The sequence below is a fragment of the Pseudomonas sp. NPDC087615 genome (assembly GCF_044743445.1).
In the GTDB taxonomy this organism is placed as follows: Bacteria; Pseudomonadota; Gammaproteobacteria; order Pseudomonadales; family Pseudomonadaceae; genus Aquipseudomonas; species Aquipseudomonas baetica_A.
On sequence record NZ_JBIUWM010000031.1, the window covers coordinates 20,549 to 33,008 of the forward strand.

Annotated in this window: 9 protein-coding genes; 1 reads left to right on the forward strand and 8 read right to left on the reverse strand. The window is 60.8% G+C overall.

The features are described from left to right. The first annotated feature begins 3 nt into the window (after positions 1 to 3). Entirely contained in the window at positions 4 to 822 is an 819-nt protein-coding gene (panB, locus tag ACIOU6_RS16595; RefSeq protein ID WP_221730966.1) for a 3-methyl-2-oxobutanoate hydroxymethyltransferase, read from the forward strand. Here panB and ACIOU6_RS16600 read toward each other — a convergent pair. From ACIOU6_RS16600 to ACIOU6_RS16635, 8 genes are all read right to left on the reverse strand, one after another. Further along, complete coding sequence (locus ACIOU6_RS16600) at positions 807 to 2,228, reverse strand: PLP-dependent aminotransferase family protein (RefSeq protein WP_221730965.1); 1,422 nt, start codon at positions 2,226 to 2,228, stop codon at positions 807 to 809. The genes panB and ACIOU6_RS16600 overlap by 16 nt on opposite strands. Positions 2,229 to 2,581: 353 nt before the next feature. Further along, positions 2,582 to 3,142, reverse strand: coding sequence for a YbhB/YbcL family Raf kinase inhibitor-like protein (locus ACIOU6_RS16605; RefSeq protein ID WP_221730964.1), 561 nt, complete (start codon positions 3,140 to 3,142; stop codon positions 2,582 to 2,584). Positions 3,143 to 3,303: 161 nt separating this feature from the next. Further along, positions 3,304 to 3,831, reverse strand: a complete 528-nt coding sequence (pgaD, locus tag ACIOU6_RS16610) for a poly-beta-1,6-N-acetyl-D-glucosamine biosynthesis protein PgaD (RefSeq protein WP_401137963.1) — start codon at positions 3,829 to 3,831, stop codon at positions 3,304 to 3,306. Beyond that, positions 3,828 to 5,183, reverse strand: coding sequence for a poly-beta-1,6-N-acetyl-D-glucosamine synthase (pgaC, locus tag ACIOU6_RS16615; protein WP_221730962.1), 1,356 nt, complete (start codon positions 5,181 to 5,183; stop codon positions 3,828 to 3,830). The genes pgaD and pgaC overlap by 4 nt, the downstream gene beginning before the upstream one ends. Position 5,184: 1 nt before the next feature. Further along, positions 5,185 to 7,182, reverse strand: coding sequence for a poly-beta-1,6-N-acetyl-D-glucosamine N-deacetylase PgaB (pgaB, locus tag ACIOU6_RS16620; RefSeq protein ID WP_401137966.1), 1,998 nt, complete (start codon positions 7,180 to 7,182; stop codon positions 5,185 to 5,187). 12 nt (positions 7,183 to 7,194) lie between these two features. Then, entirely contained in the window at positions 7,195 to 9,675 is a 2,481-nt protein-coding gene (pgaA, locus tag ACIOU6_RS16625) for a poly-beta-1,6 N-acetyl-D-glucosamine export porin PgaA (protein WP_401137968.1), read from the reverse strand. A gap of 257 nt (positions 9,676 to 9,932) precedes the next feature. Then, positions 9,933 to 11,438, reverse strand: a complete 1,506-nt coding sequence (locus ACIOU6_RS16630) for a YdgA family protein (protein ID WP_401137971.1) — start codon at positions 11,436 to 11,438, stop codon at positions 9,933 to 9,935. 319 nt (positions 11,439 to 11,757) lie between these two features. Then, positions 11,758 to 12,393, reverse strand: a complete 636-nt coding sequence (locus ACIOU6_RS16635; protein ID WP_401137974.1) for an NADH:ubiquinone oxidoreductase subunit N — start codon at positions 12,391 to 12,393, stop codon at positions 11,758 to 11,760. Between the last annotated feature and the right edge of the window lie 67 nt (positions 12,394 to 12,460).

Here is a 12,460-nt window from a genome sequence, read left to right on the forward strand (position 1 = left end):
GCCATGAGCCTGCATACCCGAACCAAACGACTTACCGTTCCTCAATTGGTCGCGATGAAGGGGCAACAGAAAATTGTCTCCCTGACTGCCTATACGAGCTGGATGGCCAGATTGATGGACCCTGTTGTCGACTTCATCCTGGTGGGTGACTCGACCAACATGGTCGGACTTGGCCGCCACTCAACGCTGGACATGAGCCTGGAGGAAACCATCGTTTTCACCCGCGCCGTGGTCAGCAGTACCCGGCTGGCCTGCGTAATCGCCGATATGCCGTTTGGCAGCTATCAGGAATCGCCGCAGCAGGCCTACCGCAACTGCGCGCAGGTGATGGCGCGCACCGGTTGCGATGCGGTCAAGCTCGAAGGCGGCGCGGTGTTCGCCGAAACCGTGGAGTTTCTGGTCAAACGCGGCATCCCGGTGATGGCGCATCTCGGCCTGATGCCGCAATACGTCAACACCATGGGTGGCTTCAAGGCCCAGGGCATGAATGAGGCTGGCGCCATGAACCTCGAAGCCGATGCACGCGCACATATTGAGGCCGGTGCGTTCAGTCTGTTGCTCGAAGGCGTGGCCGAAGGCGTGGCGCGCCGGATCAGCGACTTTTCCCCCGTGCCGACCATCGGCATCGGTGCTTCACCGGCGTGCGATGGTCAGGTGCTGGTGACCGAGGACATGCTAGGACTGGGCGGTGATCACGTACCGCGCTTCGTCAAGCAATACACCGATGTTGGCGCGCAGATTCGCCAGGCGTGTGAGGCGTTCGCCGACGAAGTGCGCGCCGGCACATTCCCCGAACCCCGGCATTGCTATGGCATCAACTGAGCGCCGGCCATCGAACCTTCATCCTGAATGGCCTGAGTCAGCACTTTCAGCGCGTGGGTGATGTCCTTGCTCCAGTCGATGGTGTAGCTCAGGCGCAAATGATGCTGCCACGCCCCCTGCTGGCTGAAGATTTCGCCGGGAGCAATCACGATGCGTTTGGCCAACAAGCGCTCAAAAACCCGGCGCATGTTCACCGGGCGCGTGGCCTCGATCCAGAACGCCGCGCCGCCCTGCGGGGCGACAATGCGTAACTGACCCTCCGTGTGTTCGTGCAGCATGGCTTTCATGCGCTGCATGCGGTCGATCAGCATGCTGCGCAACATCTGCGTGTGTTGGTCGATGCGCCGCGTGGTGTAGAGCTTGGCAATCGCTTTTTGCCGAATCGGCGACAAACGAAAGGCACGTTCCAGAAACAGCCGATGCAGTTCGGGCCCTTGAAAGCGACTGAGCACAAAGCCATACGGCGCCTCCGAACCGATGATCTTGTCGAACGTGGAAAACACCAGCAGCCGTTCCGGGTCGGCAAAGTCACGGTAGCGCGCGGCTTCAGGGACGAAGCTGAATTCGCCATAGCAGTCATTTTCGAACAGCCAGACCCGCCGTTCCGCCAGCCAGCGGCAGATCACTTGCTTGTCTTCGGCGGGCATCAGGCTGCCGTGGGGAATGTTCACGGTGGAGGACAACACCGCCAGAGTGATGGGTTCTCGCTGCAACAACGCCTGGACTTTGAGCAAGTCAAAGCGGCCATCGTCACCCAGCGGCACTTCGATGACGCGGATGTTCGCCGCGTGCAGTTGCCGCAGAATCGCCCACGAGCACGGCGATTCCACCAGCGCCACAGTGCCGGTCAGCTTCAACGCCTCAAGGGACAAATCAAGCACGCTGCGCAGATCGGAACCGATGTAAACGTGCTCGGCACGCCAGTAGCAGCGCGTCGAACGGGTGTAACGATCGGCCAGAACACTGCGCAATTCGGTTTCGCCAAACGGTTGATACAGCGGCGCATGCGAGCGCGGGTATTGGCGCGTCAGTTCGCGTTCGGTCATCAATAACGGGTTTTCCAGCGACAGCAGCATGGCCGGGGCATCACTGCTCAGCGCCAGCATTCCCGGTTGCCGGGCGTTGGAGAACACGTTGTCGAGCAGGTTCGGCGAGCCTTCGTTGATCAGCGCGGATGGCATAGCGCGGGTGTAGTAGCCAAGCTTCGGCCGGGCGTAGATACGCCCTTGGTCTTCCAGCAAGGAATAGGCGTATTTGGTCGTGGACACTGACACATTCAAGCGCTGCGCCAATTGTCGCAACGACGGCAGCTTCTGTTCTCCCTCAGGGCTCGCGGCTTCGATCAGTTCGACGAGATAGCGGTATACGGCCTGATAGGCAAATGTCGAATCTTTATTTGGGTTCATGCTCAATCGCTTTAAATCCTGGTGCGTTAGGTACTGCGCCTACCACGCGCGGTCGGGACCACGGGGAAAACGCTTGCACTCGGCCATCCATGCCAACGCTCGGGCATCGAACGGATGCCCGCAGGTTTAAAAACATCATCAGCAATGGACGTTGCGAAGGGGTGAAGTCGCTATCTGGAACCAGCGGGGTGTTGCGCAAGTTTTCCGCTGGATGAATCACGCACATCATCCATAGGGTAAGCCTCCTGCCCGGCGTCGATCGTCAGGAACAGCGCCGATAGTGCTCGCTTTTATCAGTCGATACCAAGCGCAACCGCGCATCCCGGACGGAACGCGCGGCAGGAGAGCCGCATTCAGCGATGATAACGCCGCACCACGCTGCTGTTACGCAGCACATGGCCTTTGATTTTTTCCATCAGCTCGGCGCGGGTCAAACCGGCAGGCAAGGCATCCGGGGCCAGATCCAGGGCGTAGATCTGGATGATGTAGTGGTGCGCGCTGTCACCCACCGGTGGGCAAGGTCCCATGTAATGAGTGTTGCCCTTGCTGTTGGTGCCACCGACGCCTTCAAGCGCCGATTTGGCGCCGACACCGGCGGGAATCTGCCGGGTCGTGGCTTTGATGCCGTAGTGAATCCAGTGATCGACGCCCAAACCTTTCTGGCCGTCCGGGTCGTGCATGACGATCGCGTAGCTTTGGGTACCGGCAGGTCGAGTACTCCAGCTCAGGGCCGGCGACTGGTTCTTGCCGTTGCAGCCCGGCGCATCGCTGGCCGCTGCCGAGGTGAACAGTCGATTATCGGAAACACCGGGGATGCTGAGCGTGAAACGCTCCTGGGCCTGCGCCGGAAACTGCACGCAAAGGGCAACGGCAATGGCCGCCAGCCAAGGGTTGAGAGAGGTCAATCGGGTCATTCCGGGAGCACCTTGTACAGTGAGGCCGTCGTCGGCCTGCAAACTATAGCTGTACCTTCCGTGCCATGGCAGCAGCAAATGCCCGAACCTCGCACCGCGCCGCACACTCACGAGAGCAATACCCGAGAGGAAGCCCTGTACCCTGCCGCCCGTTCAGCGGCTCATGGGCTCAGCGGCTGACGATTGTCGTCGGCCTCGGCATGCAGAAAGATCACGCGCGGGTGCTCCAGCGGCGCCAGGGGTGGCGGTAGCTCCGCCGGTTCTACCGGCCGGAAATTCAGCACCACGTTGCTCACGTCACCCTCTTGATCGTTGTGAATGGTCATCACCCCGGGCGTGCGCAGTTTCTGCAAACGCTCGTCGCACAGCTTGAAGCTCTTGCTCAACCCCTCGTCATCGGCCACCGGCGCTGGCAAACGGCGTTGAGCGAAACGGCGGCTTTTGCGCTGTTGGTAACGCGCCCAAGCGATCAGGATCACAGCATTGACCACCGCCACCCACAGATAAATCTGCAAGGTGGCCAGCGCATCAAACGCCGAGCTATCGATCCGCGGCGCACCTTCGTGGCTTTCGATCAGCGGCCACAACCCTCGCGCCATAAGATACAACAGACCAACCCAGGCAATAACGGTAAAGAATGCATCGACCACGACCAGAAACGGCCGCTGGCGAGTCCGGATGATTTTCATTTGATGACCTCCTCTTCGTCGTCCCCGATCGGTTTGATACCCCGATCAGGACTGACCCAGCGCGCACGCTTCTGATGTTGACCAAACAGCACCTTGGGGAAACTCACAAGCGTGGTCAGCAAGCTGACTAGCCAGAACGCAATCGGGTACCACACCACCCAGAACATGGTTTTGCCCAGCCCCGGTTCGTAGCGCCGATCAATGATGATGCTGACGGCGAACTGCACGAGGCAGACGAAGGCCAGCAACAACCCGGTAAACGCCGGCGGCATCAGGTGATCCACGGCGATGGCTTCGGGCATGACCACGAACTTGCCGACACCCCAGAAGATCACCGACAGCAGGAAGGTGAACGCCCAACCGGTCGACAAGCAGTATTCGAACAACAGCGGCCACAGATAACGATGGCGGTATTGCCAGATGCCGCGGATGTTCTTGAACAGCACCTCGGCGCCGCCCTGGGCCCAGCGCAAGCGCTGCTTCCACAAACCACCGAGGGTTTCCGGCATCAGGATCCAGCACAGTGCGCGCGGCTCGTAGAAGATGCTCCAGTGGTCCAGTTGCAGCTTCCAACTGATGTCGATGTCTTCGGTGATCATGTCCGGGCTCCAGTAACCGACCCGGTGCAGCGCGGTGCGGCGGAACGCGACGATCACGCCCGACACGGTGAAGATCCGCCCGAATACCCGCTGCGTGCGTTTGATCAAACCGATGATCGAGGAGAACTCACCCACCTGCACCCGCCCGACCAGCGTCGAGCGTGTACGAATCCGTGGGTTGCCGGTGACCGCGCCGAGGCGGTTGTTATCCAGCATGGGCGCCACCAGATAGGCCGCCGTGTTCGGCGCCAGCAGCGCGTCACCGTCGATGCACACCAGATATTCGCTGCGCGCGGCGATAGCGCCCATGCGTAGGGCAACTGCCTTGCCCTGGTTTTCTGCCAGGTGCAGAACCCGCAATCGCGGGTCTTCCTTGGCCAGCCGGTCGAGCACTTGGGCGGTGTTGTCCTTGGAGCCGTCATTGATCGCGATGACTTCGATGTTCGGGTAATGCTGGGCCAGCGCCGCATGGATGGTGTCGGCGGCGTTGTCGCCTTCGTTGTAGCAAGGGATCAGGATCGAGATCAGCGGCTCGCCGGCCAGTGGTGGCGGCAGCGTGTCGTCCTTCCAGGGCCAGTGGCGTTCCCAGTGCAGCCAGAAATACAGGCCACCGGCAATCCACAGCCCCGACATGAACAACGGGTAGAAGAACACGAAGTCCATCAGGAACTGCCCGGTGACGAGGAAAATCAGTCCCAGCGGTAGACCGAGGACAAGCGCCAGAACAAGCAGGGCTAACAGTCTATCCAGCATGTCATGGGTTCCATTTGTTGGAGAGCGCAGGCCGGACGGTTTTCAGCTCCGGCAGGTTGTCGAGGAAGTTGTCCGGGTAATAACCGAAACTGGTCGCGCCCTGACGTTTGAGACGGCTCATCCAGTCAGCCAATTGCTGGCTGTCGATGTCGGCCTGGTCCTTTTTCGTCCAGTCCCGTGCCTGCAATTCGAACACCGTGCGATCCAGTGCGCCGGGACGGGCCTTGACCGTGTCGACCAACGTTTCGAGCCACGGCCCGGATTGCGCCTGAGTCTGTTTTTCCATGAGTGGCATGGCCATCGGGGCCGTCCAGTCGTAGGTGGCGAGGAAGTCGTCGAGGTTCTGCGCGTACCACGCTTCGCTCTCGGGATTGAGCATCGGTTCGGCAAAGATATTGCGCGCGGTCTTCACCTGCGGGCCGCGAATGGCGCGAACCTTGGCCGTCAACTCGTTGGTGAAATCGATCAGGTAGCGGCTCTTGAAACGCGTCCAGCGCTGCATGGCCGCCGGATCATCACGCAGCGCTGCAATCGAGCCCGGCAAGCCGTTGGCCGCGTAGACTTTGAGCGCCGCCGGGCTGGCGTCTTCGAAGTCCGAGAGCACCGCGTCATCGTGATAGAGAATGCCGTCGACCGACGTCAGGCGCGCCACGTCCTCGTAGATTTCACCGATGATCCGTCGTACTTCAGGGTCGAACGGTGACAAGCGTTGATACTGATCCGGGTCCACCGAAGTGGTGCCGGTTTTCGGGTCCCAACGGGTCACGCGCGGCAGTTTTGAGTCCAGACCAAAACTCAGCACCGGCATCCACGCGAAGACCTTCACATTCGCGCGGGTACGCAGTTGCCAGGCAACGCGGTCGAAAATGTCCGCACGCATGGGCAGATGGCGGTTGGGGAAGTACAGCGAGTGCACCAGACCATCGCCCTTCGGGTCGCCGAACGCCTGCAGGAACACGGTATTGGCACCCATGTCGGCCATGCGCTGGATCAGCTTGCCGAGGTTGATTTCTTGCTGCGCCGGGTCCGGGTCGTAGACGTTGTCCAGATCCACATGCACCACCCGCATCACCGCATCGGACTGCACCTCGACGACGCTGCTGGCGAAATGTTCGCCATCCGGGTCAGAGGCGACCAAAAAGCGCGGGCTGCTCATCAGGTTTTCGAGGCTGTCTAGGCCGTCGTTCAGAGTCAGGGCCATCTGATAGCCCTGTTCATCGACCACCGTCAGCGACGTGCCGTCTGCCGCACCGTAAGGCCAGACCCAGACACGCGGCTTATGGCCGGTGACCTTGCGGATTTTTTCCGTGATGGCCGCTACGTCGGTGCGAATTCGCGCCTGAAATTCGGCCTCGGTTTCGTAGCGTTTGGTCTGAGGGTTATAGCCCCGGGTAGCCGCCGCAGGCTGCAAATTGCCTTGCGGGTTGGCCAGGATGCCTTTGTGGCTGGCATCGGTGTGGGCGGCGATTTCCACCAGCCCGGAGCGCGAGATTTCGCGCACCTGATCCCAGGTCAGAAAGTCGGAGCGAGCACGCGGCGTGCCGGCGAAATCCACCGGTTGATCGAGCGGTGTATCGAGCCAGGTGCCGACTGGCGCCAGCAGCGCATGCCAGTTGTAGGCGCGCAGCACTGGCAACACACGGGTGTAGAAACTGGCATAACCGTCGTCGAAGCTGAGCAGTATGGCCTTCGCTGGCAACTCCGGCCCGCCCTTGCGTGCAGCCATGATCTGATCGACCGTAACCGGCTGGTAGTTGTTCTCCCGCAGCCACGCGAGTTGCTCGATCAGGCGCTCGGTACGCACCGCCACCACGGCCTGATCGGGGTCGACATCCTCGACGTCGTGATAGGCGATACCGAGTACGTAATTTTTCGGCCACGGTTTTTCGCTGGCCGCCACCGTGCGCTCGGACGGCGGGGCGAACGCCGGGGCTTGCTGGGCACAGGCGCTGACCAGCAGCACCCCCAGCAGAAGGATGAAACGCGAAGTCAAAGGCATCTTCAAACTCTTCTAGAAGCGGAAAGTGAGGTCGACGAGCAAACGCAGATCGGATTCCCGGTCACCGTCGTAAGGCCGGTTGATCACACTCAACATGCCTCCCACCTCGAATACGTCGTTCCAGGCATAGCGCTGACCATAACCGAGCAACGCCATGCCACCGGTGCCCTGGTCGCGCTGGCTGTAAGTGCCTGCCCCGACCTGGAACTGCTGACTCCACGAGGTTTCGTAGCGGTGGTAGAGCACATGATTGACGTTCAGCAGCGGCATGACGCTGAAGTCCGCCTTCGGGTTGAAGTACGGCACGTCTGCGGAGTTGGAGTTGTGGCTGGTGCCGACCTCAAGACCGGCGTCGACCTGCACGTTCGGTGCGCTGTAGAGACCTTCACGCCCGGTCAGCAAGGCTTCGACCCGGTTGTTGCCATCGCTGAAGTGCGAAGGGCTGACGGACAGGCGCCACTCGCGACTTTCATTGGCGCGCCAGCGAATGAAGCCGCTGCCGCCATTGGCGGTGATATCGCTGTTCAAGGCCCGCAGCGGGGTTTGCGCCGACAGGTATTCGAGGCTGGCGCCGTACTGCCAGTGGTCGTTGATATCGCGGGCAATCGCCAACCGCGCGCCCAGCTTGTCGCCGAAACCATAAGCGTGATTGGAGACCTCGGCTTCCAGGCTCATGTCGCGGGTGCGCCGCTCCAGACCCACACGCTGAAAACGGTGATGACCAGTGCCTTCGGCGAAGTCGCCGGTGGCATAGCCGACACCGGCGAACACACGCCAGTCTTCATCGATTGGCGGGCTGTACAAGGTGCTTTCGATACCGAAATCCTTGCTGCCGGTAACCGCCCCGGTATCGCCGCTGTTGCCGCCGTAAGCCTTGCCACCATAGCTTTCGACACGCAACTCGGCCATGTCATGCACGTCGCGCTGGCGGGCCAGGCGCTGTGCTTGCCGGTTATCCGGGAAGCGCTCGATCACGTCGTCGGTCAGCGCCTCCATTTGTCGCCATTGCTGCAACTCCATCGCCGTTTGGGCTTGAGCGATTTCCAGGCCCATATTGCGCGGCGCCATGGCCTCGGTTTCCTTGAGCAGGTTCTCGGCGCGGCGCGGCCAGTCACGGGCCAGGTACAAATCAGCCTGGGCCAGACGCAAACCGATGTTGCCCGGCGCCTGCCCGACCAGCACCTGCAAACGTTCTTCGCCGTGGGACAAATCGGAGCCGTAAGTGCCGGCCTGCGCCGCGAGTTGCTGGGCATCCATCCATTCGTCGTTGGGGTTGCCGATGGGCAGACCTTTGAGCTCGATACGCGGGCGCTGAGACTTGGCTGCATCCTCGGCCACGTTTCGGGCCTCATCGGCGCGATCACTTTCGAGCAGCGAGTAATACAGCGCGGTCGTGTCTTCCAGGCGATCACCGACATCGGCGTCCGGTGCCGAAAGCACTTGGCGGTAGAGGTCAGTGGCGATTTCCGGTTCGCGTTGATCCAGATACGAGGACGCCACCCAGCGTTGGGCATAGGTCGGCACCGTCACGCCTTCGGCTTGCAGCTTTTCGTATTCAGCAATGACGTCTGCGGTACGCGCCCGCGCCTTGAGCGCGCCCATGCGGTCGATGCGCCAGCGGATCACGTCGTCGTGAGCCGTCGCGTCCGGTGTCCAGGTGGCGAGCAGTTTGTCGTAATCGGCCAACGCCCGGTCAGCGATCACATAGCGTTCTTTTTCGCTGCGGGTGGCCAACTCCGCCAGACGCACGCGCTCGGCGGCCAGATCGCCTTCGAGGCGACGCAGGGTCACCGGATCGATCAGACCCGGACGCTGATGGGCCAGCCGCAGCGCCGGCTCCGGCAAACGTGCCTTTTGCAGCGCAACCACGTATTCGCGGGCGACTTCAGGTTTGTTGCCGGCGCGAATGAACGCCTGATCGTATTCAAACAGGGCGTCGTAAGGTTTGTTGGCGCGGGTCAGGGCATAGCCCAGGGCGAGGCGGCGTGACGGGTCGTCGGGTTTGGCGGCCACCAGCGCTTTGGCGCGCGAGACCGACTCATCGGGCTTGCCGGCGTCAGCCTGGGTCAAGGCCAGGCCCAGTTGCAGGTCGGCATTGTCCGGCTCCAGCGCCAGTGCCTTGTTATAGACCTGAGTGGCCTGATCCCAACGTTTGAGGTTGCGATAAGCACGGGCGGTGGCGGTCAGCGCCTGAATCGGCAGTACCCGGTCGCGGCCCTGGGTTTCATAAACCTTGACCACTTCGGCGTCGAGCCCGGCCCAACCGGCAATTTGCAGGTGATCGCTGATCTGCCCAGTGGTTGCCAGACCCGGCGGCACCTGACGCAGCACGGTCAGCGCAGGCGTGTAATGCCCCGCACGGGCATCGAGCACCCGTTGATCGTATTCAGTGTCGGCAAGCGCCAGCGCCGGCCACAGCAACTGGCTACAGAGCGCGATTCGAATCCAGGGGCGTAGACCACGATGTAATACAGGACCATCAATACGCGGCATTCGTCAGCATCCTTACATGGCCAGCCGGGTCGTCATGCCCTTTTTGCCCAATTCGTAACGGAGACTGGGTGAAAAACACTCAGCCAAGCTCAGTCGGGCAGTTTTGCACGCAAGCATGGACCTGGATTCAGAACACAATAATTGTTCAGATTCACGGTAACGGCTTAGCCGGGATGCCGAAAAGCCAAACGCCAGACAGCAAAACGCCCGGCGTCTGCGCAATGCAGAGGCCGGGCGTTGCTATTTAGAGCGCAGTATTACTGCACTTGCGTGACGCCTGCGAACTTGCTCATCAGGAAGCCAACGAACTGCTCAACGGTCATCTTCTGGCCGTTGAATTCCACCTGATTGGCGGCGTAATGCAGCTTGGTCACGACGTTGGTGCCATCCACGGTCGCCAATTGCGAACCAACGGCCATGGCGGAGAACATGTCGGCGGTGCCGCTGGCCCCATCGACGATGGCTTTGGCGTCGGTCTGACCATCAAGCTGCGCCTGTACGCTGAGCAGATCGACCAGCATCGGCTTGGACACCGTGACATTGAGGTCGAGCAGCGCGATCAACTGTCTGGCCAGTTGATCCGGTGGCAGATCCATCGACTGCGGCTTGGTCAGGTCGATCACCAGATTGGCGCGGCTCTCACCATTGGCGGTCTTGAGCGACAGGTTTTCCAGCGCCACTTGCGGGCCGGCGGCCAGCAACTTCTGCAAGTCGGCTTTGACCTGGGCCGATTCGGCTTCGGTCAGGTTCAGCTCCGGTGCCGGCAGGCCAGCAGCGGCCGCTTCGGCCGCGGCTTTTTCGTACGGCTGCAATTTGGTCTGGTAGACCTGCATCAGCGACATCGTCGACGGGATGTCGAGGTTCTTCAGGCTCATGGCCATGCTGGCCGAACCGATTTTCTTGTCGTTGAGGGTGACTTCGCCGATCTGGTAGTCCGCACGGCCGGACGCATTGCTGCCGTTTTCCTCGGTGAGGTTCTTCATTTCGAAGTTCTTCACGCCGAGCACCGATTGCTTGGCGCCGAAGGTGGTTTTGCTGCTGGACAGTTCCAGGGTATTGCTGCCGGTGTAGTAGCCGTAGCTGCTCTTGGTGAGGTTGCTGGCCAGGGTCAAACCGTTGAGTTCGATCTGCACCGGCGCCTGATCTTCAGCCACAGTGACCAGTTTCAGGCTGTCCATGTAACCGTCAGCCTTGACCTTCTGCGCTTGGGCGCTGGCGGAGATGTCCATGGTCAGGCCAGAAAATTTCAGGCTCGACTGCTCATCCAGAGCGATTTCCAGTGGCAACAGGTCGACGGTGCTGGTGGTGGATTCGTCGTAGCCGATGTTGGTCACGCCTTTGAGCGGTGCGGCGCCCTTGGTGGCGGCGAACCATTTTTCGGTGGCCGGACTCTTTTCGAGTTCGTAATTGCTGGTGGCCATGACCGGCAACCACTTCAGCGACACCAGACGCGAGAACGGCAGCGGGCCATGCTCGAGGTGATCGACAAACAGCAATTCAACCGGCGCATCGCCGAACATTTCACCTTCGGCTTTGAGGCGATAGTGCGCGGTGCTGGTGAAGGTGTGACGTTCCAGCGACACCAGTTCCAGCGACATCGTGCCGTTGGAGCCGGCCATGGCGGTTTGCAGCTCTTTGTTGGTATTGGTGACGGCGTTGTTCAACACGCCTTCGATCTTGGTCCCGGTGTACCAGGCCCCGCCTGCACTGATCGCGCCGATGGCAACAACAATTCCGAGTAGCACGCCTGCTGATTTATTCATGAATGACCTGATCGATTTCCGTGGCTGAAAGTGGGGTCGTCTTCCCTGAACCCGTGACCGGGTTGCGGCTCGACTCCGCTTGAATTAGCGGTGGAGATTAGCACTGGGCGCGGGAGACGGCCCAATGTTTAAAGGTTAAAGAGTGTCTATGGGGAGTGTGGACAGTTGGCAAGCCTGGAGAGTTTCGGTGTCGGCACTGACGCTATCGCTGGCAAGCCAGCTCCCACAGGGATCTTTGGTGAACACAAAATCTGTGAACACCACAAAACCTTGTGGGAGCTGGCTTGCCAGCGAAGGGGCCGGTTGATTCAGCCGAGATTCAGGAATACTGGACTTCTATCTCATCGAGTTGATGATCAAAGCTTTTGAGGCGTGCGGTCCAGGTATACACCAGCACTTCAAAGTCCCGATCGATCACCGCCCCGCCCGGCCCATCGGCGCGCGGGTCGCAGTAGTCGAGTTGATAGCGCTCGCGGGCCATGGCGGTGGCGACGTCGGACAGTTCACGGGCATTGTTCAGCCAGTGCCAGCCCTCGCTGTCGATCTGCTTGTCGAGTTCCAGGCACTGCTTCTTCAGTGCTTCGAGGCTTTTTTCCAGCGGGGTGCCGGTGAGTTCGCCCATGACGTCGGCGAACGTGCGGCCGGGCTGCCAGTAGCTGCCCCAGAAATACCGGTCGAACACGGTTTCGACCCGGCGCAGAGCGACTTTGGTGTCCCAGATCAGCACCAGCGTCTTGCCCTGTTCAAGCTGTCTTTTTTTGACTCGCTGAACCTGGACCGACGCCCACGCCACCACGACGATTGCCATGACCGCAATCAGCGCCACGGCGCTGTCGAGGAAAACCATGGCCTTGTCGATCTGGTGGGCCAGCATGATGCCGTAGAAATAGGTGGCCGAGAGCAGCACCAACGCTGCGAGGGCGCACCAGAAGCCGAGAGCGTAAGGGTTTTTCATTATTGGTTTCCCCTAGACCAGCGCTAGCAATGTGCGCTGAAGGGGCGCTTTGCTCGGGGCGCCCTTT

Bases quoted from the DNA above. Each gene is read 5' to 3' on its own strand.
- ACIOU6_RS16605 (WP_221730964.1), bottom strand. From the start codon at position 3,142: ATGACCCGATTGACCTCTCTCAACCCTTGGCTGGCGGCCATTGCCGTT.
- ACIOU6_RS16630 (WP_401137971.1), bottom strand. From the start codon at position 11,438: ATGAATAAATCAGCAGGCGTGCTACTCGGAATTGTTGTTGCCATCGGC.
- ACIOU6_RS16635 (WP_401137974.1), bottom strand. From the start codon at position 12,393: ATGAAAAACCCTTACGCTCTCGGCTTCTGGTGCGCCCTCGCAGCGTTG.
- panB (WP_221730966.1), top strand. From the start codon at position 4: ATGAGCCTGCATACCCGAACCAAACGACTTACCGTTCCTCAATTGGTC.
- pgaB (WP_401137966.1), bottom strand. From the start codon at position 7,182: ATGCCTTTGACTTCGCGTTTCATCCTTCTGCTGGGGGTGCTGCTGGTC.
- ACIOU6_RS16600 (WP_221730965.1), bottom strand. From the start codon at position 2,228: ATGAACCCAAATAAAGATTCGACATTTGCCTATCAGGCCGTATACCGC.
- pgaD (WP_401137963.1), bottom strand. From the start codon at position 3,831: ATGAAAATCATCCGGACTCGCCAGCGGCCGTTTCTGGTCGTGGTCGAT.
- pgaC (WP_221730962.1), bottom strand. From the start codon at position 5,183: ATGCTGGATAGACTGTTAGCCCTGCTTGTTCTGGCGCTTGTCCTCGGT.
- pgaA (WP_401137968.1), bottom strand. From the start codon at position 9,675: ATGCCGCGTATTGATGGTCCTGTATTACATCGTGGTCTACGCCCCTGG.